Source organism: Herbaspirillum lusitanum (assembly GCF_046025995.1).
Lineage (GTDB): Bacteria > Pseudomonadota > Gammaproteobacteria > Burkholderiales > Burkholderiaceae_D > Herbaspirillum > Herbaspirillum lusitanum_A.
In genome coordinates this window covers 116421-142074 of sequence record NZ_JAQQFM010000001.1, presented here as the reverse complement: position 1 = coordinate 142074, position 25654 = coordinate 116421, and the positions used below count along the sequence as shown (strand labels likewise).

General features: G+C 61.1%; 23 protein-coding genes. 18 read left to right on the top strand and 5 right to left on the bottom strand.

The features are described 5' to 3' along the window. The first annotated feature begins 50 nt into the window (after positions 1-50). From PQR62_RS00670 to PQR62_RS00655, 4 genes are all read left to right on the top strand, one after another. Positions 51-749: an RraA family protein gene (locus tag PQR62_RS00670; RefSeq protein WP_408153746.1), complete on the top strand. Its 699-nt coding sequence runs from the start codon at positions 51-53 to the stop codon at positions 747-749. After that, positions 742-1812 (top strand): amidohydrolase family protein, encoded by a 1071-nt coding sequence (locus PQR62_RS00665; protein WP_408153744.1) that lies wholly within the window; start codon positions 742-744, stop codon positions 1810-1812. Before PQR62_RS00670 ends, PQR62_RS00665 begins: the two co-directional genes overlap by 8 nt. 66 nt (positions 1813-1878) lie before the next feature. Then, positions 1879-3252, top strand: a complete 1374-nt coding sequence (locus PQR62_RS00660; RefSeq protein WP_408153742.1) for an MFS transporter — start codon at positions 1879-1881, stop codon at positions 3250-3252. 18 nt (positions 3253-3270) lie between these two features. Next, complete coding sequence (locus PQR62_RS00655; protein WP_408153740.1) at positions 3271-3405, top strand: hypothetical protein; 135 nt, start codon at positions 3271-3273, stop codon at positions 3403-3405. 12 nt (positions 3406-3417) lie between these two features. Here PQR62_RS00655 and PQR62_RS00650 read toward each other — a convergent pair whose 3' ends face one another. Together PQR62_RS00650 and hppD are read right to left on the bottom strand one after the other, a co-directional pair. Further along, on the bottom strand, positions 3418-3756 hold the full coding sequence (locus tag PQR62_RS00650) for a hypothetical protein (protein WP_408153738.1): 339 nt from the start codon (positions 3754-3756) through the stop codon (positions 3418-3420). Positions 3757-3945: 189 nt separating this feature from the next. After that, positions 3946-5070: a 4-hydroxyphenylpyruvate dioxygenase gene (gene hppD / locus PQR62_RS00645; RefSeq protein ID WP_408153736.1), complete on the bottom strand. Its 1125-nt coding sequence runs from the start codon at positions 5068-5070 to the stop codon at positions 3946-3948. Between the two features lie 243 nt (positions 5071-5313). On the opposite strand from hppD, the gene PQR62_RS00640 reads away from it, so the two are divergent. The 5 genes from PQR62_RS00640 to PQR62_RS00620 all read left to right on the top strand — a co-directional run bounded on the left by PQR62_RS00640 (position 5314) and on the right by PQR62_RS00620 (position 10348). Then, entirely contained in the window at positions 5314-5832 is a 519-nt protein-coding gene (locus PQR62_RS00640) for an Lrp/AsnC family transcriptional regulator (protein WP_408153734.1), read from the top strand. Positions 5833-5940: 108 nt separating this feature from the next. Further along, positions 5941-7158: a bifunctional DNA-binding transcriptional regulator/O6-methylguanine-DNA methyltransferase Ada gene (gene ada, locus PQR62_RS00635; protein ID WP_408153732.1), complete on the top strand. Its 1218-nt coding sequence runs from the start codon at positions 5941-5943 to the stop codon at positions 7156-7158. A gap of 68 nt (positions 7159-7226) precedes the next feature. After that, the gene (locus PQR62_RS00630) at positions 7227-8132 is read left to right on the top strand and encodes an alpha/beta hydrolase (RefSeq protein WP_408153730.1); all 906 of its coding nucleotides are present in this window, start codon (positions 7227-7229) and stop codon (positions 8130-8132) included. Positions 8133-8166: 34 nt separating this feature from the next. Further along, positions 8167-8820: a DNA oxidative demethylase AlkB gene (alkB, locus tag PQR62_RS00625; RefSeq protein ID WP_408153728.1), complete on the top strand. Its 654-nt coding sequence runs from the start codon at positions 8167-8169 to the stop codon at positions 8818-8820. 250 nt (positions 8821-9070) lie between these two features. Then, positions 9071-10348, top strand: coding sequence for an MFS transporter (locus tag PQR62_RS00620; RefSeq protein WP_408153726.1), 1278 nt, complete (start codon positions 9071-9073; stop codon positions 10346-10348). Between the two features lie 110 nt (positions 10349-10458). Here PQR62_RS00620 and PQR62_RS00615 read toward each other — a convergent pair whose 3' ends face one another. Both PQR62_RS00615 and PQR62_RS00610 read right to left on the bottom strand, forming a co-directional pair. Continuing rightward, complete coding sequence (locus tag PQR62_RS00615; protein WP_408153724.1) at positions 10459-11679, bottom strand: DNA topoisomerase IB; 1221 nt, start codon at positions 11677-11679, stop codon at positions 10459-10461. 565 nt (positions 11680-12244) lie between these two features. Next, entirely contained in the window at positions 12245-13534 is a 1290-nt protein-coding gene (locus tag PQR62_RS00610) for a D-amino acid dehydrogenase (protein ID WP_408153722.1), read from the bottom strand. 190 nt (positions 13535-13724) lie between these two features. Here PQR62_RS00610 and PQR62_RS00605 point away from each other — a divergent pair, with 190 nt between their 5' ends. The 8 genes from PQR62_RS00605 to PQR62_RS00570 all read left to right on the top strand — a co-directional run bounded on the left by PQR62_RS00605 (position 13725) and on the right by PQR62_RS00570 (position 23307). Continuing rightward, a complete protein-coding gene (locus PQR62_RS00605; RefSeq protein ID WP_408153720.1) occupies positions 13725-14213 on the top strand; it encodes an Lrp/AsnC ligand binding domain-containing protein in 489 nt (162 codons plus the stop codon). Positions 14214-14894: 681 nt separating this feature from the next. Further along, positions 14895-16469 carry an ABC transporter substrate-binding protein gene (locus tag PQR62_RS00600; RefSeq protein ID WP_408153718.1) on the top strand — a complete coding sequence of 525 codons (1575 nt, stop codon included), beginning with the start codon at positions 14895-14897 and terminating at the stop codon, positions 16467-16469. Between the two features lie 182 nt (positions 16470-16651). Next, on the top strand, positions 16652-17593 hold the full coding sequence (locus PQR62_RS00595; RefSeq protein WP_408153716.1) for an ABC transporter permease: 942 nt from the start codon (positions 16652-16654) through the stop codon (positions 17591-17593). A 31-nt stretch (positions 17594-17624) separates the two neighbouring features. Then, positions 17625-18458, top strand: coding sequence for an ABC transporter permease (locus tag PQR62_RS00590; RefSeq protein WP_408153714.1), 834 nt, complete (start codon positions 17625-17627; stop codon positions 18456-18458). Positions 18459-18484: 26 nt separating this feature from the next. Continuing rightward, entirely contained in the window at positions 18485-19513 is a 1029-nt protein-coding gene (locus PQR62_RS00585; protein WP_408153712.1) for an ABC transporter ATP-binding protein, read from the top strand. Positions 19514-19536: 23 nt separating this feature from the next. Then, positions 19537-20526, top strand: coding sequence for an ABC transporter ATP-binding protein (locus tag PQR62_RS00580; protein ID WP_408154665.1), 990 nt, complete (start codon positions 19537-19539; stop codon positions 20524-20526). Between the two features lie 187 nt (positions 20527-20713). Then, complete coding sequence (locus PQR62_RS00575) at positions 20714-23038, top strand: FdhF/YdeP family oxidoreductase (RefSeq protein ID WP_408153710.1); 2325 nt, start codon at positions 20714-20716, stop codon at positions 23036-23038. A 2-nt stretch (positions 23039-23040) separates the two neighbouring features. Continuing rightward, positions 23041-23307 carry a helix-turn-helix domain-containing protein gene (locus tag PQR62_RS00570; protein ID WP_408153708.1) on the top strand — a complete coding sequence of 89 codons (267 nt, stop codon included), beginning with the start codon at positions 23041-23043 and terminating at the stop codon, positions 23305-23307. Positions 23308-23398: 91 nt separating this feature from the next. On the opposite strand, the gene PQR62_RS00565 is transcribed toward PQR62_RS00570, so the two are convergent. Then, entirely contained in the window at positions 23399-24865 is a 1467-nt protein-coding gene (locus PQR62_RS00565) for an aminotransferase-like domain-containing protein (protein WP_408153706.1), read from the bottom strand. A 54-nt stretch (positions 24866-24919) separates the two neighbouring features. On the opposite strand from PQR62_RS00565, the gene PQR62_RS00560 reads away from it, so the two are divergent. Then, positions 24920-25588 (top strand): glutathione S-transferase, encoded by a 669-nt coding sequence (locus PQR62_RS00560; RefSeq protein WP_408153704.1) that lies wholly within the window; start codon positions 24920-24922, stop codon positions 25586-25588. Positions 25589-25654: the final 66 nt, after the last annotated feature.

Sequence of the window (25654 nt, the reverse complement as noted above, 5' to 3'; positions counted from 1 at the left end):
ACGGCGCAGCCGTTTTCGTCCGCACATGAACCAACCGACGGAGCAGCAACATGACAGCAGGATTCAGAATTCTGGAGCGTCAGCGCAAGGTCAGCGCTGAAGACGTAAAACTTTTTGCCGCCATTCCGGTGGCCAATATCAGCGACTCGATGTCGCGCATGACCGCAGCCGGTCCGCGTCTGCGTCCGCTGCACATCGGCGGCAAGCTGGCCGGCGCGGCGATCACCGTGAAGTCGCGTCCGGGCGACAACCTGATGGTGCACAAGGCGCTGGATCTGGCCGAGCCGGGCGATATCGTGGTGGTCGATGCGGGCGGCGACATGAACAATGCCATCATCGGCGAGCTGATGGTGGCGCATGCCATCCAGCGCGGTCTGGGCGGTATCGTGATCAATGGCGCGGTGCGCGATCTGGACGCCATTCAGTCCGGCACCTTCCCGGTGTTTGCGGCCGGCGTGACGCATCGCGGCCCTTATAAGGATGGCCCGGGCGAGATCAATGTGCCTATCGCCATTGACGGCATGGTGATTGCGCCGGGCGATCTGATCGTGGGCGACAGCGACGGTCTGTTGTGCGTGCCCTTCGACGATCTGCAGACTGTGTACGCCGCAGCCAAGAAAAAGAACGACGCCGAAGCCGAGCAGATGGCCAATATCGTTGCCGGCCGCAGCGACCGCAGCTGGGTCGATGCCTCGCTGCAAAAGCTCAATTGCCAGATCGTGACAGCGGTTCGTCCCGCGCATGGCTGATTCCAACGCCGCGGCGACCGGCCATTCGCCGCATCTTCACGTGCGTGAGGAATGGCTGGCGCTGCAGCGCGAAGAGGTGCTGGAGCCGCAGTTGCCCATCATCGACGCGCATCATCATCTGTGGGACCGGCCCACCGGCCGCTATCTGTTCGATGAACTGATGGCGGACATGCATGCCGGCCACAATGTGATCGCCACCATCTTCGTGCAATGCCGCTCCATGTATCGCAAGGACGGCCCGGAGGCGTTCAAACCGGTGGGCGAAGTCGAGTTTATCAATGGCGTCGCCGCGCAATCGGCCTCAGGCCTGTACGGTGAGGCGCGCGCCTGCGCCGTGATGGTCGGCTGCGCCGATCTGATGCTGGGCCAGCAGGTGGCGCCGGTACTGGAGAAGCTGCAGCAGGCCGGCGGCGATCGTCTGCGCGGTATCCGCAATTCGACGGCATGGCATGCCGACGCGCGCATCCGTTCCAATCCGATTCAGCCGCCGCCGGGCATGTTGTCCGACCCGCGCTTTCGCGTCGGCGCGGCGCAATTGCAGAAGGCCGGACTGTCGCTCGACGTCTGGGCTTATCACACGCAACTGGACGACGTGCTGGCGCTGGCGCAGGCCAATCCCGATCTCAGCATCATCCTGAACCACGCCGGCGGTCCGCTGGGCGCAGGGCCTTATGTCGGACAGCGCCAGCAGGTCATGCGGCTGTGGCAGGCATCGATGGTGCAGCTAGCGGCCTTGCCGAATGTGACGCTGAAAATCGGCGGTCTGGGCATGCCGGTCGGCGGCTGGGATTTCCATCTGCAGGACGCGCCTCCTTCGTCCGTGCAACTGGCGCAAGCCTGGCAACCGTATGTCGAGCGCTGTCTGGACATGTTCGGCCCGCAACGCTGCATGTTCGAAAGCAATTTCCCGGTGGACAAGGGCATGTTCAGCTATGTCAGTCTGTGGAATGCGTTCAAGCGTCTGTCGGCGGCGTATTCCGCAGACGAGCGGCGGGCGCTGTTCAGCGGCACCGCCGCCAGGGTGTACCGGATGGATGCGCAGATGCAAATCGGCGCCGAGTGATAGCATATTGCCCCACGTCATCTCCATGTGCGGCAACGCTGCCGCGAGCAAGTAGAAAGCAGACCAGTGCAAGCATCGATCAAAGAGGGCGTCGCCGACGCCGACGGACTTCCCAAAGACAAACGTATTCCGGCCATCATCACGGTAGTGCTGGCGGTAGCCATTGCGGTGATGGATGGCTCGATTGCCAATCTGGCGCTGCCGAGTATCGCGGTCGACATGCATGCCACCGGTTCGGAAGCGATCTGGATCATCAACAGTTATCAGATCGCGATGGCGGTTTGCCTGCTGCCGCTGGCGTCGCTGGGTGAGGTGATCGGCTACCGTCGCATTTATCTGATCGGGCTGGTGATGTTTACGGTGGCGTCGCTGGCCTGCGCGCTCAGCGACACCATGCTGCAGCTGAGTCTGGCGCGCGTGCTGCAGGGCATAGGCGCGGCCGGCATTCTGAGCGTCAATACGGCGCTGATCCGCTTCATTTATCCGAGCCGGCTGCTGGGGCGCGCCATCGGCTACAACGCGCTGGTCGCAGGTACCGCGACCGCGCTGGGGCCGACCATCGCCGGCGTGATTCTGCATTTCGCCTCCTGGCACTGGCTGTTTCTGATCAATATTCCGCTGGGGATCATTTCGCTGGCGATCGGCTACAACGCGCTGCCTTACAACACGCTGTCAGAGCGCAAATACGACAAGATGAGCGCCGCCTTGTGCATGCTGTTCGTCGGCCTGTTGCTGTACACGGTGGATGCGGTGGGCCACATGCAAGGCTGGGACATCGCGCTGATGTGCGGCGTGTTGACGGCGGTGGCGCTGACAGCGCTGCTGCGCCTGCAATCGAAAAGTGCGCCTATGCTGCCGCTGGATCTGCTGCGCATTCCGCTGTTTGCGCTGTCGATCGGCACTTCCTTCTGTTCGTTCGCGGCGCAGACCGCGACCTTCGTGATGCTGCCCTTCATGCTGCAGAATCACCTGGGCATGAGCGCGGCGCATTCCGGTCTGGTGCTGACGGCCTGGCCGATTGCAGTGGCGCTGACGGCAGTGTTTGCGGGCAAGTTGTCGGATAGGGTGTCGGCCGGTCTGCTCGGCGGTATCGGGCTGGGCATCATGACGCTGGGTTTGCTGGCCTTGCTCACAGTAGACAAGAGCACCGCCGATATCACCATGGCGCTGCAACTGGCGGTGTGCGGCATCGGTTTCGGCCTGTTCCAGTCGCCCAATAACCGCACCATGATCAGCGCCGCGCCGCGTTCGCGCACCGGTGCCGCCAGCGGCATGCTGGGCACCGGACGGCTGGTGGGTCAGACCGTCGGCGCCTCGGTGGTGGCGCTGGTGCTGGATCTGGCTGCAGCACCGTATACCGTGGTGTTGTGGTGCGCGATCGTGCTGGCCGGCATGGCCTGCATCGTCAGTCTCTCGCGCATTCGCTATCATCCGAAATAAATACTTGCAGAAGACTTTGTGCAAAAGAAGACAGCGAAAAAAAAAGCGATCCTGAGGATCGCTTTTTTCATGGACGCTGCGCGCTGCTGTGCCGCTGTTTTCAATGCGGTTGAAGTCGTGTCAGGCTTTGGTCAGCATCAGGCCGGCAATTGACATTCACCGCCATCAATGTGCATCGCCGAAAAAATTACGGTTGCGCAGATGGGCTGCATGGGTCGCCACCGACAGCGCCACGCTCAGGTAATTGTCCTGCTTGTGGAGCTTCTGCGCGTTCTCTTTTTCCAGCATGAAGATTTGCTGATACAGCGCGCGAATCTGCTGTTGCAGGATGCTGCGCTGCTGCTTGCCGTCCTTGTTGGCCGGGAACTGGTACAGCGACTGCGCCTGCTGCTGCAGGATCATGATGCGGCTGCTGAGCTGCGCAATCAGTTCGGAAGAATCCACATCGCTTGCCACGTTGGCTGACGCCAGATCGATCTCTGCAATTTCGGTGCTAACAGTCATCTTCAACTCCTTGCGCAAGCGCCTTGTTGTGTCTTGTGAGTTCTTTATCGGCAGCGTTCCGGATTCCTTGAATCGTAAAAAAATAATGCGCAGACGTAAAAAAAGCGGCGCCGCCCTGAAAGGCGTACGCCGCTTTTATTTGCACTTCCGGTCTTGCAGACCAGGCCGAAAGCCTTGATCCGAAAGGATTTAAAGCACCCCGCGCCGCATCTGATCGAGTTCGATGGACTCGAACAAGGCCTTGAAATTGCCTTCGCCGAAGCCGTCATTTCCCTTGCGCTGGATGATTTCGTAGAAGATCGGGCCGATCACATTCTGTGTAAAGATTTGTAAGAGCAGGCCCTGGCCGTCGGTCGGCGCGCCGTCGATCAGAATCTTCAGTTCGCGCAGCGCTTCCAGATCTTCGCCATGCTCAGGAATGCGGCGGTTCACCAGATCGTAATAGGTGTTGATGGTGTCCTGCAGCGGCACACCGCGCTCGCGCAGCGCACGCACGGTCTGATAGATATTGTCGGTACCCAGCGCGATGTGCTGTATGCCTTCGCCGTTGTATTGCTTGATGAATTCCTCAATCTGCGACTTGTCGTCGGCGCTTTCATTGATAGGAATGCGGATCTTGCCGCAAGGGCTGGTCATGGCGCGCGACTTGAGGCCGGTAACCTTGCCTTCGATGTCGAAGTATTTGATCTCGCGGAAATTGAACAGGCGTTCGTAAAACGATGACCATTTATCCATCGCGCCGCGCATCACGTTGTGGGTGAGGTGATCGATATAGGTCAGGCCGACGCCGGGCGGATTGCGCGGCACGTTGGGGAAGAATGCGAAATCGATGTCATAGATCGAGCCGCGCTCGTCGTAGCGATCCACCAGATACAGCAGCGAACCGCCGATGCCGCGGATGGCCGGGATGTTCAGCTCCATCGGCCCCAGCTTGGGCGCCACGCCCTCGGCGCCCAGTTCCAGCGCGCGCTTGTAGACGAAACCGGCGTCCTTGACGCGAAACGCCATGGCATTGGCCGAAGCCCCGTGCACCTGGGCGAAGGCGGCGGCATTGCTGTCCGGCTCGGCGTTGATGATGAAGTTGATCTTGCCCTGACGATACAGCGTGACCTTCTTGGAGCGGTGGCGCGCCACGGCCTCGAAACCCATCAGTTCCAGAATGGTGGAAATCGGCGCCGGGTCCAGCGCGGCGTATTCGACAAACTCGAAACCGTCGGTGCCCATGGGATTGTCGAACAGATCGCCGGGATTGCGTTTGCTGTCGGCGGCGGAATTGGCGGTGAATGTGCTGATGGAAGCGGTGGCCTGGCCCATGCTGGTCTCCTGAAGGGTGGATTGGATGCTGATGGCGCTTGGATGTTGTCGTTCAGGAAATGGCCGGAGAGCTCATGCGGCAAGGATGCGCCGCGTCTCTCTTTCTTATTCACTTTTATTCGCCACTGATTTCCTGCATGGGCTCAGTGTATTGCGTTGGAACTGCAATTTGTGATTGTTATTTGTATGAAAACGCGTTTAATATGCACAAATTAATCTTAATTATAAAATCTGGAGACAAAAATGAGCATGATCAATGTGGATCGCTACGATCTGGCCTTGCTGACCGAATTGCAGCGTGACGGCCACATCACCAACAGCGCGCTGGGCCAGAAGGTCCATTTGTCCACCTCGCAGATCAGCCGCCGCGTGCAGCGCCTGGAAGAGGCCCATGTGATCGAACGCTATACCGCCGTGCTGGATCCCGCGGTGGTCGGCCTCGGCGTGATCGCCTTCACCAGCGTGACCCTGGATCGCCAGGGCGAAACCCGCGGCGACCAGTTCGAACGCGCCGTCGAGGCGATGCCGGAAGTGCTGGAATGTTTCTCCGTCACGGGGGAGGCCGATTATATCCTGCGCATCGTGGCGCCCGACCTCGCCGCATTCTCCGAATTCATGATGAATGATCTGCTGCGCTTGCCGGGCGTGACCAACGTCAAATCCAATATCACGCTCAAGAAAATCAAGCATTCGCACGAACTGCCGCTGGAGCACGTGACCCAGCCGGCCAAGTCGCGTCAGCGCATCCGCTTTTCTCAGTAGCGCTTCCGCTCTCCGAATTCGAAAGCAAGCGGCGGAGTGCGCCGGCCCCGGGCAATTTGTAGACTGGCTCTGTCAAATCGTTCAGGGAGCGTCAAGATGGAAGCCAGCATGAGCAAAGCAAACAAAGCCGATAAGCGCGATAAAGTGGATAGCCTTGACAAGGCCACTCTGCCCGCAGCGGCGTCTGCCTCTGCCGCAGAGCTTCCGCAAACCGGATATGCCGACGACGCCGCGCGCTGGGCTGCGCTGCAGAACCGTGATCGTCAGGCCGACGGCCATTTTTATTATTCGGTGCGCACCACCGGCGTGTACTGCCGTCCTTCATGCACGGCGCGGCCGGCCCTGCGCAAGAACGTGGCTTTTCACGCGACCTGCGCCGATGCCGAGCGCGCCGGTTTTCGTCCCTGCCTGCGCTGCAAGCCGGATCAGCCCAGCCTGCAGGAACGGCAGGCCACCGCCATCGCTGCGGCCTGTCGCCTGATCGAAAACGCGGCCGCCGATGCGCCGCCCGATCTGGAGACGCTGGCGCAGGCGGCCGGCATGAGCCGTTTTCATTTTCATCGCATCTTCAAGGCGCACACCGGCGTCACCCCCAAGGCTTATGCCGACCAGCAGCGCGCCGAGCGCGCGCGGCGCGAATTGCCGGCCAGCGCCAGCGTGACCGCCGCCATGTACGACGCCGGTTTCAATTCCAGCGGACGTTTCTACGCCGCCTCGGCCGCCAACTTCGGCATGAAGCCCTCGGCGTATCGCGCCGGCGGCAGCGGTGAAAAAATCCGTTTCGCGGTGGCGCAATGCTGGCTGGGCGCCTTGCTGGTGGCCGCGACCGACAAGGGCGTGTGCGCCATCACATTAGGCGATGATGCCGGGCAACTGGTGCGCGATTTGCAGGATCAGTTTCCACGCGCCGAATTGCTGGGCGCCGAGCCCGGGTTTGACCGGCTGGTGGCGCAGGTCACCGCCTTCGTCGAGATGCCGGAGCGCGGCCTCGATCTGCCGCTGGACGTGCGCGGCACCGCGTTTCAGCAGCGCGTGTGGCAGGCGCTGCGCGATATTCCGCCCGGCGTCACCCTGAGCTATGCACAACTGGCGGCACGCATCGGCCAGCCGGCGGCAGTGCGCGCGGTGGCCGGCGCCTGCGCTTCCAATAGCATTGCACTGCTGATTCCCTGTCATCGCATCGTGCGCACCGATGGTTCCTTGTCCGGCTATCGCTGGGGCGTGGAACGCAAGCATGCCTTGCTGCTGCGCGAGCAGCAGGCCAACACCGTGGGTGAGTCGCATGCGATTGCCGGCTCCGAAAAAATTGCAGGCAGGAAAGCTTGAGAGGCGCGCCGGAATCCGTTTGATTGCAGGCATACAATGAAGCCTTGTTGATCGAAACGGATAAGCGCATGAGCATATTTGGCAAGCTGTTGATGGCATTCGGACTGTTGGTGCTGGTGCTTGGGGGGCTGATCGCCTGCTCGCCGCTGAGCGCGCTCAATGCTGTCACACCCGACTCCGGCTATAACAAAACAGCCGGCATCGCCTATGGCGCCAACCCGCGTCAGCAACTCGACATCTATGTGCCGCAGGCAGACAGCGCGGCCGCTCAGACAAATAAAGCCGGCAAGCCGGTGGTGGTGTTCTTTTACGGCGGCAGCTGGAACAGTGGCAGCCGCAAGGATTACGCCTTCGTCGGCGATGCGCTCAGCTCGCGCGGCTTCATTGCCGTGCTGCCCGATTACCGCGTCTACCCGGAAGTGCGTTATCCCGAGTTTGTGAAAGACAGTGCACAGGCGGTCGCCTGGACGCTGCAGCACATCAAGGAATATGGCGGCGATCTGTCGCGCGTGTTTGTGATGGGGCACAGCGCCGGCGCCTATAACGCGGCGATGGTGGCGCTCGATCCGCGCTGGCTGAAGGAGGCCGGCGCGGCGCCGCAGCAACTGCGCGGCTGGATCGGCCTGGCCGGCCCTTATGATTTTCTGCCGATTGAAAATCCGGACGTCAAACCGGTGTTCTGGTTTCCCGATTCGCCGCCGGATTCGCAGCCCGTCAATCATGTCAGCGACGCCGGCAATGGCGGCTTGCCGGCATTGCTGATCGCCTCGCACAAGGACAAGCTGGTGGAAGCACCGCGCAACACCGGCGGCCTGGCCAATCTCCTGCGCCAGCATCAGGTGCCGGTGCAGGAAGTGTATTTCGACAATACCTCGCATGCCTCGCTGGTGGTCAGCCTGTCGCGGCCGTTCCGCCATCTGGCGCCGACGCTGGATCAGGTGGCCGGCTTCATCGAAAATCCGCCGCAAAAGTAAGCAGCACGCACCTCTACGTTTTGCTTCACCACTTATGACCCAGGATCTGTTCGCCACATTGCCACGCACGCCGTCCGCCATCGCCATCGAGGAGGGGGTGAGTCTGTTGCAGGCCTTCATTGACGAGGCCGAAGCCGGTGCGCTGATGCAGGCTATCCATGGCGTCTTGCAGCAAGCGCCGCTGCGCCACATGCAGACACCGGGCGGCTATCGCATGTCGGTGGCGATGAGCAATTGCGGTGAGCTGGGCTGGGTCACCGATCGCAGCGGCTATCGCTATCAGGGCAGCGATCCGGTCTCCGGCCAGGCCTGGCCGGCGATGCCTGAAGTGTTCAGAGCATTGGCCGTGCGCGCCGCCGCTGCGGCCGGTTTTGCCGGCTTCATGCCGGATGCCTGCCTGATCAATCGCTACGAAGCCGGCGCCCGCATGGCGCTGCATCAGGACAAGGATGAGCAGGACATGCGCCAGCCCATTGTCTCGGTCTCGCTGGGGCTGCCTGCGACCTTCCTGTTCGGCGGCATGCAACGCGCCGGCCGGCCTTTGCGCATGCGTCTGGAAAGCGGCGACGTGGTGGTGTGGGGCGGGCCGGCGCGCTTGCGTTTTCATGGCGTCGATACGCTGGCCGACGGCGAGCACCCGCTGAGCGGACGCTGCCGTTTTAATCTGACTTTTCGGCGGGCACGCTGAACTTTTTCTTCGCTGCGCGGGTGCAAAAAGACAAGCCCGGCAAGAAGGAATAAAATCCGAAACTTGTGTAGCCGGCCCGGCATGGCGATTCTCCGAGTTCGCAGATTCCGCAAACTCCCACCATTCAGCCAATTCCGCCCATTCAGCGGATGCCGCCGAAGATAAAGACATCAATCCATATCGGCTGCAGAAGAGACCAGGGCTGGCCTCGGATTCATCCACTTGCAGTTAAAAAAATCAGGCGATAAAAATGGAGACAGCACTCAAGGACGTGCCGGACAGCGCACCGAATATTCCTTCCGGAAATGCGGCAGACGGCTCGGCAGCTTTACCTCAGACCACAGAAAAAACCGGATTTCGCGTACTCGGCGCGATCAGTTTTTCGCACTTTCTGAATGACATGATTCAATCGCTGCTGCTGGCGATCTATCCGCTGCTGAAGGGGAATTTTCATCTCAGCTTTGCCCAGATCGGCCTGATCACGCTGACCTTCCAGGTCACCGCATCGCTGCTGCAGCCGCTGGTCGGCCTGTACACCGACAAGCATCCCAAACCGTATTCGCTGGCCATCGGCATGGGCTCGACCCTGTGCGGACTGTTGCTGTTGTCGGTCGCGCCCAATTTCGGCGTGCTGCTGGTGGCCGCCGCTCTGGTCGGCACCGGGTCCTCGGTGTTTCACCCGGAAGCTTCGCGTGTCGCGCGCATGGCCTCCGGCGGGCGTCATGGTCTGGCGCAATCGCTGTTTCAGGTGGGCGGCAATGCCGGCAGCGCGATGGGACCATTGCTGGCGGCCTGGATCATCATCCCCGGCGGTCAGCACAGCATCGCCTGGTTTTCGATTGCGGCGCTGATCGCCATCGTCGTGCTGCGCCAGATCGGCCACTGGTATCAACGCCAGCAGACCGGCGCCAAAGCCAAGGGCAAGAAGAAGGGCCATGCCTACGTGCCGCTGCCGCGCAGCAAGGTCACGCAGGCAGTGTGCATCCTGCTGCTGCTGATCTTCTCCAAGTACTTTTACATGGCCAGCCTGTCCAGCTACTACACCTTCTACCTGATCAGCAAATTCAATCTGTCGGTGCAGGATGCGCAGATCCATCTGTTCGCCTTCCTGTTCGCGGTGGCGGTCGGCACCGTGGCCGGCGGCCCGATCGGCGACCGTCTCGGCCGCAAGCTGGTGATCTGGGTCTCGATTCTGGGCGTGGCGCCGTTCACCTTGCTGCTGCCGTATGCCAGTCTGTTCTGGACCGGCATCCTGACCGTGATCATCGGCCTGATTCTGGCGTCGGCATTCTCGGCGATTCTGGTGTTCGCGCAGGAGCTGATGCCGGGCAAGATCGGTACCGTCTCCGGCCTGTTCTTCGGTTTTGCCTTCGGCATGGGCGGTATCGGTGCGGCCTTGCTGGGCAAGCTGGCGGACATGACCGATATCAATTTCGTGTATCAGGTCTGTGCCTTCCTGCCTCTGATCGGTTTGCTGGCCGCCTTTCTGCCCAGGATGGAGAAGATCAGAGAGCCGGCTGCTGCCTGATCAAGCTCGGCCCGCCACTTTCGTAAAAAAGCCCGCCATCTGCATGGCGGGCTTTTTCATTGGCGGAGGGGCTTAAGTCCGGATGACGTCATGCAGTGCAGGGCGCATCCTCAGGCATGCGCAGTTCTGTGCGTCACCGCCGGTCGCGAGCCGCGTGCTTTGCCATTGCCGCCGGATTTATTTTTGTGCTGTTCCGCTTTGGGTTTATGGTGGTCGCCGTCGCGCATGTCTTCTTCGGCTTCGCTCAGGCGCTGCTGCAACAGCGCCAGCACCGCCGCTTCTTCCGCTGTCAGCGAGTGCAGTTCTTCGACCAGCTTGGTCTCGACCTGCTCCTTCAGGAATTGCGTGATGATGCCTTCCATGTAACTTTCCACCACGGCCGGGTGCACATAGCATTTGCGGCAGATCGACGGCGTATTGCCGAGTTTCTTGGCCACGCTTTCAATTGCACGCACCACGTTTTTCTTGGCCTGCGCTTCCGAATCGAATTGTTCGAACGCCTGCAGCGCCAGTGTCGCCAGCACGGTGCCGGCCCAGGTGCGGAAATCCTTGGCGGTGAAATCTTCTCCGCTCACATCGCGCAGATATGCGTTGACGTCGCCGGAATCGATGGTGTGCGTTTCGCCCTCGTCATCGAGGTACTGGAACAGCTCCTGGCCGGGCAGGTCGCGCATCTTGCGGATGATGCGCACCACATAGGGATCGTGCAGTTTGATCTCGTGCTGCACGCCGCTCTTGCCGCGAAACCGGAACATGACGTCGCTGCCGTCGATGCGTACGTGCCGGTTGCGCAGCGTGGTCAGGCCGAAGGATTTATTGGCGCGTGCATATTCATCATTGCCGACCCGCATCAGCGTGCTTTGCAAGAGATAGACCACCGAGGCGATGACCTTTTCGCGTTTCAGGCCCGGCTTGTGCAGGTCTTCGTCGACCGCGCGACGGATCGCCGGCAGTGCCTGGGCGAAGCTGATCATGCGTTCGTATTTGGCGTCGTCGCGCACCATGCGCCAGTGCGGGTGATAGCGGTACTGCTTGCGCTGTCGGGCGTCGCGGCCGGTGGCGAGAATGTGGCCGTTGGCGTGCGGGCTGATCCAGACTTCTTCCCATGCCGGCGGAATGGCCAGCGCCTGCAGGCGCGTGATCTCTTCGCGATCCTGAATCAGGCCGCCTTTTTCGTCGTGATAGGAAAATCCCTTGCCGTGGCGTACGCGGCTGATGCCGGGCATTTCGTCGGTGATGTAGCGCAAACCGTTCTGACGCGCGATGGCTTTGGCTTCGTCGTGCTGTAAATCCAGGGCTTGCACAGCTGCGGAGTGGTGTGAACCGTCCATGTTGTTCGGGCTCCCTTGTGGGCTTCCATGCAGCGTTCGATGCGGGAAGCTGTTATGTATCCGGAAACATTGCTGAAAAAGCGGAATGCATTGAAATAAAAAATGGGGCTGCACGGACTGGCCCGATCAGGGGGGAGGGCAGGTGCGGATCGGGTCAACAATTGGCTGGCGAGGCCGCCGAAAAAACGGCGGTAAATACGCGTGCGAAGCGCGGAGAGAAGAGTCCTGAACGATCCGGCAAGCGACAATTCATTATTGTCAAAAGCTGTCGTAAGGGCAGTCGGCGGCGTAGCGTAACTCTTGTAGGAATGCGCCTACGTAACTGCAAGGCTCATCTGCGGAAACTCAATGCGGATAAGGATCACCGCTGTGCGAGCATAACCGAATAATCATTTTGATAATGAAAAAAATGGCCGGGACACCCTGGATGTCCCGGCCAAACTAACTCTACTTACTTACTCACTTGTTGCTCATTTGCCATTAAAGCCACTACTGCTTGCTACGGGGAATACACCTTCACATTTTCAGCGCTGCGGCACCTGGCCGCGCTGAGCATCGCAGAGCATCAAGCCATGGCCGGCATGGGCGCGCCCTGATGCATATAACGTGCGACGGACAGATCGTCGGAAGCGATGGCGGGGCGCTTGCCGGAAATCAGATCCGACAGCAACTTGCCCGAACCGCAGGACATGGTCCAGCCCAGCGTGCCGTGGCCGGTATTGATGTAAAGATTCGATACCGGCGTGGCGCCGACGATAGGCGTGCCGTCCGGCGTCATCGGACGCAGCCCTGTCCAGAAGCTGGCCTGGCGGGTGTCGCCGGCGCCCGGGAACAGATCGTTGACCACCAGTTCCAGTGTGGCGCGGCGCTTGGGATTGAGATTCTTGTTGTAGCCGACGATCTCGGCCATGCCGCCGACGCGGATGCGGTCGTCAAAACGGGTCACGGCGATCTTGTAGGTTTCGTCGAGGATGGTGGAGACCGGCGCTGCGTCAGCATTGACGATGGGCACGGTGATTGAATAACCCTTGAGCGGATAAACCGGGATCGAAGGCAGGCCCGGAATCGTGCCCAGCAACTGCGGCGAATACGAACCCAGTGCCACTACGTAATTGTCGGCCTGCAGCAAATCCTTGCCGGAGACCACGCCGCTGATTGCGCCGCCGGCCATGGCCAGACCATCGATCGCCACGCCGTAACGGAATTTGACGCCGGCGGCTTCAGCCATCGCCGCCAGCCGCGTGGTGAACAACTGGCAGTCGCCGGTTTCGTCATTGGGCAGGCGCAGACCGCCGGCCAGTTTGTCGCGCACCTTGGCCAGGGCCGGTTCGGCACGGCTCAGTTGTTCGCTGTTCAGCAATTCGAAGGGCACGCCGGTCTGGCGCAGCACGGCGATGTCTTTTTCGGCGCCGTCCAGTTGCTCTTGCGTACGGAACAGTTGCAGCGTGCCTTGCTGGCGGCCTTCATAGCCGATGCCGGTATCGGCGCGCAGCTCCTTGAAGCAATCGCGGCTGTATTCAGCCAGGCGTACCATGCGCTCCTTGTTGACGGCGTAGCTGGCGGAATTGCAGTTGCGCAGCATCTGCCACATCCACTGCAACTGGCGCAGCGTGCCGTCCGGGCGGATCGCCAGCGGCGCATGTTCCTGGAACATCCATTTGAGCGCTTTGAGCGGAATGCCGGGCGCGGCCCACGGCGAGGCATAGCCCGGAGAAATCTGGCCGGCATTGCCGAAACTGGTTTCCAGCGCCGGGCCGGGCTGGCGATCCAGTACCGTGACATCGTGGCCGGCCTTGGCCAGATACCAGGCGCTGGTGACGCCGATGACGCCGCTTCCGAGAATAAGAACCCGCATGACATTCCCCCGCTGAGCAAAATAATGAGTCGCTGATGTGAGTCAGATCTGAACCCGCCAGCAGGCAATCTTTATGTTTTCGCGCAAGCAGGATATTCCGCTATGATATTGAGCAATAAGCAGTCTTTGTTCGTATATTTATATCGATATTTAGAAAAAAATATCGAAAATATGAAATAAGCGAGATCCCATGCGCGTCCAGCAACAATCCATCCGCACGCTCGATAAACTCGATCGCCGCATTCTTGCTGCGTTGCAAAAAGATGGCCGTATTTCGATGAAGGATCTGGGCGAGCAGGTAGGCCTGTCGATCACGCCCTGCATAGAACGCGTCAAGCGCATGGAGCGCGACGGCGTCATCACCGGCTATTACGCGCGCGTCAATCCGGAGTCGCTGGGTGCGACCTTGCTGGTGTTCGTCGAGATCTCGCTTACCCACAAATCCGGCAACATGTTCGAACAGTTCCGGCGCGAGGTGCTGCGTATCCCGGAAGTGCAGGAATGCCACCTGGTCTCGGGCGACTTCGACTATCTGATCAAGGCGCGCATTCGCGGCATGGCCGAGTACCGCAAGCTGCTGGGCGACATCCTGCTGCAACTGCCGGGCGCGGCGCAGTCCAAAAGTTATGTGGTGATGGAAGAAATCAAGGAAACGCTGGCGCTGCCGCTGGATGAGTGATCAGAGTGATCCGGCCGGGGCAGCCTCGCCCAGGATCAATGCAGAGGCAGGCTTGCCGCAATCTGATTGCGGCGCCGGTGGAAACTGAAGCGGCGCCCTCCGCTTTGCGTACCGTCTTTCTTTTTTCAGTTTTCAGCAGATTTCTTTGCAACTGTTGTATCGCCATCCCCATCCCGTTTCAAGGCTCACTTCCACCTTTCATCCCATTCCGTGTTTCCTGGTCGCGATGCTCATCGCACCATCGCGTGACATGGCGTTTCCTTTCTTCAGGCTTTCTTTCACGATGCGGCCGGTCGCGATTGCACCTCCACACTGATTGCAGCCAGACATTGCTGTCTGTGTTCCGATGCTTCGCGAAGTCGCCCCGATTTGGTGATGTTCGCCTGTTTTTGGGGCAGTGCAGCAATTGGTGTTACAAAATAACATTTTGCTTAATTCTGTTGAGGCTAGTCTAGAGAGGGGCTTTGAGGTGGTTGTCATCAAATTTCGCTTTGATGATTGAAATGACGTGATATAAACTAACAAAAAATTTAAAAAGCAGAGAACAAGTAACACGACGCTGCCCGCACGCACTGAAGACTGCACCCGATTGCATCGGCGCCGCAGGACTGATTGAGACGAGGGCAGACATTCGGCAAGGCCAGAATTTTTAACCCAGCAGACATGTTCAGGAGAGGGAAGATGACAGTGCGATCTTTTTTACCGTCGTTTAACAAGGGCAGGCGTTTGCTGTTCCGCCTATCGGCCGGCGCGGCGATGCTGGCGTCGCTCGGCCTGTCGCCGCTGGCGCAGGCAGCCGCAGGCGGCGTCGCCAATCTGGCGATGGTGGCCGAGCCGCAGACGCTCGACCCGATGGCATCGACCACCGATCTGGTGGCGACCATCATGCAGCACGTCTACGAACCGCTGTACACCTTCGACGCCAAGTGGAACATCCAGCCTATGCTGGCCGAGAGCCTGCCCAAAGTCAGCGCCGACGGCAAGACCGTCACCATTGAGTTGCGCAAGGGGGTCAAATTCCACAACGGCAAGGAGATGAAGGCGGACGACGTGCTGGCTTCGCTCAAGCGCTGGATGGAGATCGCGCCGCGCGGCAAGGCCGTCTCCAAAGAGATCAAGGGCATGGAGGCCAAGGGGCCTTATACCGTGGTGCTGAACATGCAGAACGCCTACGCGCCGCTGCTGGCGCATCTGGCGCTGCCATCCGGTTTCGCCGCGATCATGCCCAAGGAATCGGCCGCCAATAATCCGCTCAAGGATTTCATCGGCACCGGCCCTTATGAGTTCAAGGAGCGCAAGCCCGATCAGTACGTGCTGCTGACCCGTTTCGACGCCTACAGCGCGCGCAAGGAAGCGGCCAGCGGCTATGCCGGCAAGCGCGAAGCCCTGTTGTCCGAGCTGCGCTTCATTCCGGTGCCGAATCCGAATACCCGCGTCGAAGGATCGCTGTCCGGCCAGTATCAGTTCGCCGATCTGCTGCCGGCGGAAGCCTCGCCGCGTCTGGCCGGCAAGCCGAATGTGGTGCCGGTGATCACGGCGCCGTTCGGCTTTCCGTATGTGGTGCTGAACACGGTGCAGGGACCGTTGCAGAAGCAGGGCGTGCGTCAGGCGATTCAGGCCGCGCTCAACATGAAGGAAATCATGACCGCCGGTTTCGGCGATCCGAAGTTCTTCTCGGTGGAAGGCAATCACTTCCCCAAGGGCTCGACCTTCTATTCCACCGAAGGCACGGCTGCCTATAACCAGGCCAATCCGAGCAAGGCGCGCGACCTGGCGACCAAGGCCGGCTACAAGGGCGAGCCGATCAAGATCCTGACCAGCAAACAGTACGAGTTCCACTACCGCATGGCGCTGGTGATGGGCGAAGAACTGAAGCTGGCCGGCTTCAAGGTCGACATGCAGGTGGTCGACTGGGCCACGTTGATTCAGCGCCGCAACGACACTGCGCTGTGGGATATCTACATGACGCACTCGGCCTTCCTGCCGGAGCCGACGCTGTCGCCGCCGCAACTGAGCGACGGCGCGCCGGGCGGCTGGAAGAGCGCGGGCAAGGATGTTGCGGTCACCGTGTTCTCGCACGAAATGGATCCCTCGCATCGCGGTGCGCTGTGGGGCAAGGTGCAGAGCGTGGTGTACGACGAAGTGCCGTACATCCGCCTGGGCAGCTTCAACAGCCTGACGGCGAAGTCGGCCAAGCTGCAGGGCTACACGCCGATGCCATGGCCTTACTTCTGGAACACCAGGCTGGCCGACTGAAGCGCCGGCGCGGCGTACCGGAAATCCGAAGGATGTTTTCCATGCGTCGCGCCTAAGCATGTCGGTTGAGCCAGCGTCCGGCATTTCAGTTTGCATGCCGGCGATCTCATTGCGGCCGGCTTCATCCCCGATGAGGTCGCCGCAGTGGTTCCATTCTTCATCCCCTCACTGATTCCACGTCTATGCTCCGTTATCTTTCAGGGCGCTTCACCGGCATGGTGATCGTCATGCTGATCGTCGCCGTGCTGGTGTTCTTCATCACGCGTCTGGCGCCGGGCGACCCGGCCGCCATCATGCTGGGCGATCAGGCCACCGTGGCCGACATCGCCAAACTGCGCGCGCAATACGGCCTCGACCAGCCGCTGCTGGTGCAATTCGGTTTCTGGCTCAAGGAGCTGGCCCAGGGCAATCTCGGCCAATCCATCTTTCTGCAGATGCCGGTCACCGAGGCGCTGGCCTCGCGCGCCGAGCCGACCTTCTTTCTGACCATTTTTGCGGTGGCGCTGGCCTGCCTGATCGGCATTCCTTGCGGCATCGTCTCCGCCGTCTGGCGCGGGCGTGTGGTGGATCAGGTGTTCACCGGCATTGCGATGCTGGGCGCGAGTATTCCCAGCTTCTGGTTCGGCCTGATTCTGATGCAGATCTTCGCAGTCAAGATGGGCTGGTTTCCGGTGGCCGGTTACGGTGATCCGGGCGCGCCGCTGCTGGACCGGCTGCATCATCTGCTGCTGCCGGCGGTGGTGCTGGGGGTATTGAATTCGGCGCTGATCATCCGCTTCACGCGCGCCTCCATGCTTGACGTGCTGTCCGACGATTACGTGCGCACTGCGCGCGCCAAAGGCCTCAACGAACGCCGCGTGATTCTGCGTCACGCCTTGCGCAATGCGCTGATTCCGGTGGTTACCGTGATCGGTCTGACGGCAGCGCTGATGATAGGCGGCGCCGTGGTCACCGAGACCGTGTTCGGTTTGCCCGGTGTCGGCAATCTGGTGGTGTCGGCGGTGCAGCGGCGCGACTATCCGGTGATCCAGGGCGCCTTGCTGGCGATTGCCGTGATCTACGTGCTGATCAATCTCGCCATCGATCTGCTGTACACGCTGATCGATCCGCGCGTGCGCTATTGAACGCCTCTTGAACAGAATCCCGGGATTTTCCATGTTTGCTTTTCTTTCCAAATTCATGCGGCGCAAGCTGGTCATGTTCGGCGTCGTCAGCCTGGTGCTGTTGGCCGTGCTGGCTGTGATCGTGCCGCTGACTTCGCCGTACGATCCTTCCGCGCTGGACATCATGGCGCGCCTGCAGCCACCGTCGGCGGCGCACTGGTTCGGCACCGACGAATTCGGCCGCGATATCTTCACCCGCGTGCTGACCGGCGGCCGCTATTCGCTGACCATCGGTGCGCTGGTCGTGGTGGTGGCGCTGGTGGCCGGCGTGCTGATGGGTCTGTGCGCCGGTTTCTTCAAGCGCATGGATGCACCCATCATGCGCGTGGTGGACGCCATGATGTCCTTCCCCGACATCCTGCTGGCGATTGCGCTGGTGGCGATTCTCGGCTCCTCGCTGATCAATGTGGTGCTGGCGCTGGCCATCGTCTACACGCCGCGCGTGGCGCGCATCGTGCGCGCCTCGACGCTGGTGGTGCGCGAGCTGCTGTTCGTGGAAGCCGCACGGGCGCTGGGCGTGTCGACCTTGCGCATCGTGTTTTTCCACGTGCTGGGCAATATCCTGTCGCCGATTCTGGTGCAGGGCACCTTCATCTTTGCTTACGCGATTCTGGCCGAGGCCGGCTTGTCCTTCCTCGGCGTCGGTGTGCCGCCCGAGCTGCCGACCTGGGGCACCATGATTTCGTCCGGACAGGCCTATGCCGAGCAGGCGATCTGGCTGGTGGTGTTCCCCGGTATCGCCATCGTGCTGTCGGCGCTGTCGCTGCAGATGGTGGGCGACGGTCTGCGCGACATGCTCGATCCGCGCCTGCGCAAGAGCCTTTGAATTCTTCAGCGAAGAGAGTACAGATCATGCAAGAAAACTTAGTCCAAAAAGGGACGCCGCTGCTGGAAGTCGACAAACTGCAGACGCATTTTTTCACCGAGCAGGGCACGGTCAAATCGGTTGACGGCGTCAGCTTCACTGTCAACGCCGGCGAGACGTTGGCGGTGGTCGGCGAGTCCGGTTCCGGCAAGTCGGTGACCAGTCTGTCGATCATGGGCCTGATTCCGGCCGACGCCGGCCGCGTGGTCGGCGGCAGCATCCGCTTCAGGCGCCGCGATGGAGAAGTGGTCGATCTGACGCGCCTGCCGCAACGCAGTCTGCGTCAACTGCGCGGCAATGAAATCGCGATGGTGTTTCAGGAGCCCATGACCAGCCTGAACCCGGTCTTCACGCTGGGCGATCAGATCGCAGAAAGCGTGCGCCTGCATCTGGGCAAGAGCCACAAGGACGCCATGATCCACGCTCAGCGCATGCTGGAGCTGGTGGAAATTCCGGCCGCCGCGCGTCGTCTCTACGAATATCCGCATCAGTTGTCGGGCGGCATGCGTCAGCGCGTGATGATTGCGCTGGCCTTGTCCTGCAATCCCTCGCTGCTGATCGCCGACGAGCCGACCACCGCGCTGGACGTGACGATACAGGCGCAGATTCTGGCGCTGCTGCAAAAGCTGCAGCGCGAAACCGGCACCGGCATCTTGTTCATCACTCACAACCTCGGCGTGGTGGCGGAGATCGCCGACCGCGTCGCCGTGATGTACGCCGGCCGCATGGTGGAGCAGGGCAGCGTGCCGCAGATCTTTGACAAGCCGCAGCATCCTTATACCGCCGGCTTGCTCAATTGCCTGCCGGGGCGCAGCAAGAATCACGCGGTCGCCGGCCAGCGTCCGCGGCTGGCTGCGATTCCCGGTCAGGTGGCCAGCCCGCTGGCGCCGCCGCCGGGCTGTGCATTCGAGCCGCGTTGCGGCGAAGCGAGCGAGGCCTGCCGTCAGGCCATGCCTGCGCTCACGCTGGGTGAGGACGGCCACAATGTCCGTTGCATTTTGAGGAAGTCGGCATGAGTACTACCGTCAACACCACCAATATGGAGAGCGCCACGCCCTTGGTCGAGGTGCGCCATCTGAAGAAGTATTTCAGCGGCAAGAAAAAAGATGCGCCGGTGCGCGCCGTCGATGACGTCAGTTTCGCGATTGCACCGGGCGAGGTGCTCGGTCTGGTCGGCGAATCCGGCTCGGGCAAGAGCACGGTTGGCCGCACCTTGCTGCGCCTGATGGAAAGCAGCGGCGGCGAGATCCGCTATCAGGGCGAAGACATTTCGAACTTGCCGGCCGCGCGCATGCGCGCACTGCGGCGCGAGATGCAGATCATCTTCCAGGACCCCTATGCCAGTCTGAATCCGCGCCAGCGCGTGCGCGACATCATCGGCGAGGCGCTTGATACCCACGGCCTGCATCGCGGTGCCGCGCGCGCTGCGCGCATTGCCGAGCTGCTGCAGCTGGTCGGTCTGCGGGTTGAGCACGGCGCGCGCTATCCGCATGAGTTTTCCGGCGGCCAGCGCCAGCGCATCGGCATTGCCCGCGCCCTGGCGGTGGAGCCGCGCTTCATCGTGGCCGACGAGCCGGTGTCGGCGCTGGACGTGTCGATTCAGGCGCAGGTGATCAATCTGCTGCAGGATTTGCGTCAGCGTTTCAATCTGGCGATGTTGTTCATCTCGCACGATCTGGACGTGGTCGAATACATCTGCGACCGCGTGGTGGTGCTGTATCTGGGCAAGGTGATGGAAATCGCGCCGGCGGCAGCCCTGTTCGAGCGGCCGCTGCATCCGTATTCGCAAGCCTTGCTGGCGGCCTCGCCCAAGCCGGAGTCCGATGCGCGCGAGCAAGCCAGGCATCGTCTTCCCTTGCAGGGTGATCTGCCGAGCCCGGCCAATCCGCCGTCGGGCTGCGTGTTCCGCACACGCTGCCCGTATGCGCAGGAAATCTGCGCCGGGGCCGTGCCCGAGTTGCGTGAAGTGGCGCCGGGGCGCTGGCGTGCCTGCGTGCGCGAAGATGTGCTGCTGGACGTATTGCCCTAAGTCAATTCACTGCGGTTCTATTTTCGTCAGCATTGCGACAGCAATCGCAGTCCAATCGTCGCTAACGCGCCACTGTACTGCGATTGCCGTGCTGTACTCTGTGTTTCCGGCGCCGACTGTGCGTATCGGTGCAGCACTCTTGCCGTAGACTCCGTTTGATATAAATCATTGTGTTGGCGGAGAAAAAATGGGCAAACCGAAGATCGAGACCTACACCCAACCGGCCGGCGGTTGGGGCGCGCTGAAGTACGTCGCGCTCAATCTGGTCAAGGAGCACGTGGCCGACGGCAAGGGTTTGCGCACGCTGTTGTCGCAGAACCAGCCCGACGGTTTCGATTGCCCCGGTTGCGCCTGGCCCGACCGCGAACACACCTCCACCTTCGAATTCTGCGAAAACGGCGTCAAGGCGGTCGCCGCCGAAGCCACCAAGAAGCGCGTGACCAACGACTTCTTCGCACGCCACACCGTGACCGAGCTGATGCAGCAATCGGATTACGAGCTGGAAGATCATGGCCGCCTGACCGAGCCCATGGTCTACGACGCCGTCAGCGACAAGTACGTGCCGATCGCCTGGCCGCAGGCCTTCGATCTGATCGGCCGCCATCTGAACGCGTTGCCCGATCCGGACATGGCCGACTTCTATGTCTCCGGTCGTGCCAGCAATGAGGCCGCCTTCCTGTTCCAGCTGTTCGTGCGCCAGTACGGCACCAACAATTTCCCCGACTGTTCCAACATGTGTCACGAGCCGACCAGCGTCGGCCTGCCGGGCACGGTCGGCGTCGGTAAGGGCACGGTGCTGCTGGACGACTTCGACCTGTGCGACACCTTGCTGCTGTTCGGACAAAACCCCGCCACCAATCACCCGCGCATGATGGGCGAGCTGCGTCACGCCTCCAAGCGAGGCGCCACCATCGTCGCCATCAATCCGCTCAAGGAACGCGGCCTGGAGCGCTTCGCCGATCCGCAAAGCAAGATGGAGATGCTGACCATGGGCAGCACCACCATCAGCTCCATGTTCATCCATCCGAAACTGGGCGGCGATCTGGCGCTGATCAAGGGCGTCATCAAGCGCACCATCGAGCTGGACGACGAGGCGCAGGCCAAGGGCACGGAACGCATTCTGGATACACAATTCATCGCTGAACACACGGCCGGCTTTGAAGAATTTGCCGCCGATTCGCGTGCCGAAAACTGGGACAACATCATCGGCGAGTCGGGCGTGTCGCGTGACGACATCGAAAAGCTGACCCAGGTCTACGTCAATGGCAAGGCCGTGATCGCCACCTGGGGCATGGGCCTGACGCAGCACAAGCACGCCGTCGGCACGATACAGCTGCTGTCCAACATGATGATGTTGCGCGGGAATATCGGCCGTCCCGGCGCCGGTCTGTGCCCGGTGCGCGGCCACTCCAACGTGCAGGGCGACCGCACCGTCGGCATCGATGAAAAACCGACGGCAGCTTTCCTCGACCGTCTGGAGCAAGTCTTCGAATTCAAGGCGCCGCGTCATCACGGCAACGACACCGTCGGTTCGGTGATGGCCATGCTGGAAGGCCGCACCAAGGTCTTCATCGGCCTCGGCGGCAACTTCGCCATGGCCACGCCGGATACGCCGCGTACTTTCGACGCCATGCGCTCCTGCAATCTGACCGTACACATCACCACCAAGCTCAACCGCAGCCATCTGGTGCACGGCAAGGACGCGCTGATCCTGCCGACGCTGGGCCGTACCGAGATCGATGTGCAGAAGGCCGGTCCGCAAGGTGTGACGGTGGAAGATTCAATGAGCATGGTGCACGTCTCCTACGGCATCAACAAGCCGGCGTCGCCGCAATGCATGTCGGAAACCGCCATCGTCGCGCACATCGCCGAAGCCACCATGAAGCATCGCAGCAACGGCAAGAAGATAGACTGGCTGTGGTACGCCGAAGACTATTCGCGCATCCGCGACGCCATCGAAAAGGTCTACGACGCCTTCAAGGATTACAACCAGCGCATCACCAATCCGGGCGGCTTTCACCTCGGCGTTGCTTCGCGTGAGCGCGTCTGGAAGACCGATACCGCAAAGGCCAACTTCATCGTGCATGCGATCCCGCTGGATACGCCTATCCATCGTGCGCGCCGCCAGTACGGCAAGAAGCTGATGACCTTGATGACGACCCGTTCGCACGATCAGTACAACACCACCATCTACGGCATGGACGACCGCTATCGCGGCGTGTTCGGCCAGCGTCGCGTGGTGTTCATCAATCCGCTGGATCTGGCCTTGCTGGGTCTGAAAAACGGCGAATGGGTCGATCTGGTCAGCGTCTGGGACGACGGCATAGAGCGTCGCGCCGACGGCTTCCTGCTGGTCGAGTACGACATCCCGCGCGGTTGCCTCGGCAGCTACTATCCGGAAACCAATCCGCTGGTGCCGCTGGAAAGCTTCGCCGACAAGGCGCGCACGCCGACCTCGAAATCGATCCCGGTGCTGCTGCATCGTTCGCAGGTGCAGAAGGCGGCGGCCTGATCATGTCGGAGCAGGCTTCGGATTCGGTTCCCGCAGAAGAAGCACCCGGAGCGCCCGGCGATCTGCCGCCGGAAGTCTTGCTGATTCTGGGAGAGCTGCAGGCCGAGTTCGAACGCAGCCAGGCGCCGCTGTCGCTGGCGCGCCTGAGCAAACGCACGCAATTGCGCATGAGCACGCTGCGTCGTTTTCTGTCCGCGCTGGAAGAGGCCGGCGTGGTGCGGGTCGAACTGAATGAGGACGGGACGGGCAGCGCGGTGCTGGTGGTCTGAGGTTTTTCGGCTGTCGTTCAGCTAGCGTCTGCAGTTCTTCTTGATGAGCGCCTTCGACAAGGCGCTTTTTTTGCACAGAGGCTCAGCATGCTTACGCTGAGTCCATCAACTCCTGCACCAGTTTCCCCACCAGTTTCAACGCCTGCTCAATTTCCTTCGACCACGTATAACTGTAGTTGAGGCGGATGAAATGGCTATAGCGATTGGTGGCGGCAAAAATGCGGCCAGGCGCAATCGTGATGCCCAGCGCCAGACAACGGCGGTACAACTCCATCGCATCCACGCCGGCCGGCAACTCCACCCACAGCACATAACCGCCTTGGGGTTCCGACACCTGCGTGCCTTCCGGGAAAAAGCGCAGCACGAAGTGGCGCATCAGGTCGCGTTGTTGGGTAAAGATGCGCCGCACCCGGCGCAGATGGCGTTCGTAGCCGCCCTGGGTCAGGTATTCGGCAATCGCCCGCTGCGGCACGGTCGGCGTCGCCAGCGTGTTCAGAAACTTCAGCTTTTCCACCTGCGCCCGATAGCGTCCCGGCATGGCCCAGCCGATGCGGTAGGCCGAAGTCAGACTCTTGGAGAATGAAGAACAATGCAGCACCAGCCCCTGTTCGCCGGGCCGATCATAAGTCTTGAGGGAGGTCGGATGTGCATTGCCATAATGCAGCTCACCGTAGACGCCGTTTTCGATCAGCGGCATGTCATGCTCGCGCGCCAGTTGCACCAATCTTTGTTTGGCCGTATCCGGCATCTGAAAGCCGAGCGGATTCTGGAAGTTGGGCATGACCATGCAGGCCGACACTTTTTGCGTCTTGATGGCATGTTCCAGCGCATCGACATCGATGCCGAATTGCGGATCGGTAGGAATCTCCAGCGCGCGCATGCCCAGCCGCTCAATCGCGTGCAGCATGGCGTAGAAGGTCGGCGTTTCAACCGCCACGGTGTCGCCCGGTCTGGCGACTGCCTGCAGGCACAGGTTGATGGCTTCGGTGGCGCCCACGGTGACCACGATATCGGCCGGATCGACCTTGAGGCCATTTTCCAGATAGCGCCGCGCGATCTGGCGCAGCAGGTCGGGGTGGCCCGGCGGCAGATCGTCGAATACGCTGGACTGGCTGGCGTTGCGCGTGATGCGCGCGGTGTATTGCGTAATTCTTTGCGACGGGAACAAGGCCGGATTCGGATACGGCGAGCCCAGCGGCACGGTGCCGTCCTGCTGGATGGTCTTGAGCGTGGCCAGCACCAGACGGCTGACGTCGACTTCGGTCGATTGCTGATAGGCCGGATTGTCGATATACGCCGGCGCTGATGCGACCCGCGCGGCCGGCGCCTGGTCGGCCAGGGCCTGCTTGCGCACGAAATAGCCGGACTGCGGATGGCTTTCGATGACGCCGCGACTCTCCAGTAATTCGTAAGCGCGCACCACCGTGGTCACGCTGAGCTTGTGCTGCTGGCTGGCCAGACGCACCGATGCGATCTTTTCGCCCGGTTGCAGCACGCCGGCGCTGATCGAGGCGGCCAGTTGCTCGGCGAATTGCTTGTAGAGGGGAATTTCTGCCATCTGGGTGTTTGCTGTTAGAGTTGTCGGTCGCATTTTACAGAAAGGCAGGAGTCCATGATCACCGTGCATCACCTGAATAATTCGCGCTCGCAGCGCGTGCTGTGGCTATTGGAAGAATTGGGCCTGGAATACGAGATCAAGTTCTACCAGCGCGATCCCAAGACCATGCTGGCGCCCAAGGAGCTGATGCTGGTGCATCCGCTGGGCAAGTCGCCGGTGATTACCGACGGCGACATTACCGTGGCCGAATCCGGCGCCATCGTCGAATACCTGGTCGAGCGCTACGGCGCCGGCCGTCTGCAGCCTGCCGCCGGCACTCCAGAGCGCCTGCGTTATCGCTACTGGCTGCACTATGCCGAAGGCTCGGCCATGCCCTTGCTGTTATTGCAACTGATTTTCGCTCGTTTGCCGAAGGCGGTGCCGGCCCTGATCCGGCCGATTGCGAATCTGATCGCCGGCGGCTTCCGGCAGAAATTCATCGGTCCGCAACTGAGCCGCCATTTGCAATATCTGGAAAGCGAACTCGGTCGCAGCAACTGGTTCGCCGGCAATGAATTCAGTGCCGCCGATATCCAGATGAGCTTTCCGGTAGAGGGCTTGCGCTCACGCGGCGGACTGGATGGCCGTTACCCGAATCTGCTCAAATATCTGGAAGCCATCCATGCGCGGCCGGCGTATGTGCGCGCGCTGGAGCGCGGCGGTCCTTACGATTTGCTGCGCTGAGGCTGCGAGCTGCCTGACGCGGCCGTATCGTGGGTTCTTCATTCTAATTTTTGAGTTCAACTTACC

Bases quoted from the DNA above. Each gene is read 5' to 3' on its own strand.
- PQR62_RS00670 (WP_408153746.1), top strand. From the start codon at position 51: ATGACAGCAGGATTCAGAATTCTGGAGCGTCAGCGCAAGGTCAGCGCT.
- PQR62_RS00665 (WP_408153744.1), top strand. From the start codon at position 742: ATGGCTGATTCCAACGCCGCGGCGACCGGCCATTCGCCGCATCTTCAC.
- PQR62_RS00650 (WP_408153738.1), bottom strand. From the start codon at position 3,756: ATGACTGTTAGCACCGAAATTGCAGAGATCGATCTGGCGTCAGCCAAC.
- hppD (WP_408153736.1), bottom strand. From the start codon at position 5,070: ATGGGCCAGGCCACCGCTTCCATCAGCACATTCACCGCCAATTCCGCC.
- PQR62_RS00640 (WP_408153734.1), top strand. From the start codon at position 5,314: ATGAGCATGATCAATGTGGATCGCTACGATCTGGCCTTGCTGACCGAA.
- ada (WP_408153732.1), top strand. From the start codon at position 5,941: ATGAGCAAAGCAAACAAAGCCGATAAGCGCGATAAAGTGGATAGCCTT.
- PQR62_RS00630 (WP_408153730.1), top strand. From the start codon at position 7,227: ATGAGCATATTTGGCAAGCTGTTGATGGCATTCGGACTGTTGGTGCTG.
- alkB (WP_408153728.1), top strand. From the start codon at position 8,167: ATGACCCAGGATCTGTTCGCCACATTGCCACGCACGCCGTCCGCCATC.
- PQR62_RS00620 (WP_408153726.1), top strand. From the start codon at position 9,071: ATGGAGACAGCACTCAAGGACGTGCCGGACAGCGCACCGAATATTCCT.
- PQR62_RS00615 (WP_408153724.1), bottom strand. From the start codon at position 11,679: ATGGACGGTTCACACCACTCCGCAGCTGTGCAAGCCCTGGATTTACAG.
- PQR62_RS00610 (WP_408153722.1), bottom strand. From the start codon at position 13,534: ATGCGGGTTCTTATTCTCGGAAGCGGCGTCATCGGCGTCACCAGCGCC.
- PQR62_RS00605 (WP_408153720.1), top strand. From the start codon at position 13,725: ATGCGCGTCCAGCAACAATCCATCCGCACGCTCGATAAACTCGATCGC.
- PQR62_RS00600 (WP_408153718.1), top strand. From the start codon at position 14,895: ATGACAGTGCGATCTTTTTTACCGTCGTTTAACAAGGGCAGGCGTTTG.
- PQR62_RS00595 (WP_408153716.1), top strand. From the start codon at position 16,652: ATGCTCCGTTATCTTTCAGGGCGCTTCACCGGCATGGTGATCGTCATG.
- PQR62_RS00590 (WP_408153714.1), top strand. From the start codon at position 17,625: ATGTTTGCTTTTCTTTCCAAATTCATGCGGCGCAAGCTGGTCATGTTC.
- PQR62_RS00585 (WP_408153712.1), top strand. From the start codon at position 18,485: ATGCAAGAAAACTTAGTCCAAAAAGGGACGCCGCTGCTGGAAGTCGAC.
- PQR62_RS00580 (WP_408154665.1), top strand. From the start codon at position 19,537: ATGGAGAGCGCCACGCCCTTGGTCGAGGTGCGCCATCTGAAGAAGTAT.
- PQR62_RS00575 (WP_408153710.1), top strand. From the start codon at position 20,714: ATGGGCAAACCGAAGATCGAGACCTACACCCAACCGGCCGGCGGTTGG.
- PQR62_RS00570 (WP_408153708.1), top strand. From the start codon at position 23,041: ATGTCGGAGCAGGCTTCGGATTCGGTTCCCGCAGAAGAAGCACCCGGA.
- PQR62_RS00565 (WP_408153706.1), bottom strand. From the start codon at position 24,865: ATGGCAGAAATTCCCCTCTACAAGCAATTCGCCGAGCAACTGGCCGCC.
- PQR62_RS00560 (WP_408153704.1), top strand. From the start codon at position 24,920: ATGATCACCGTGCATCACCTGAATAATTCGCGCTCGCAGCGCGTGCTG.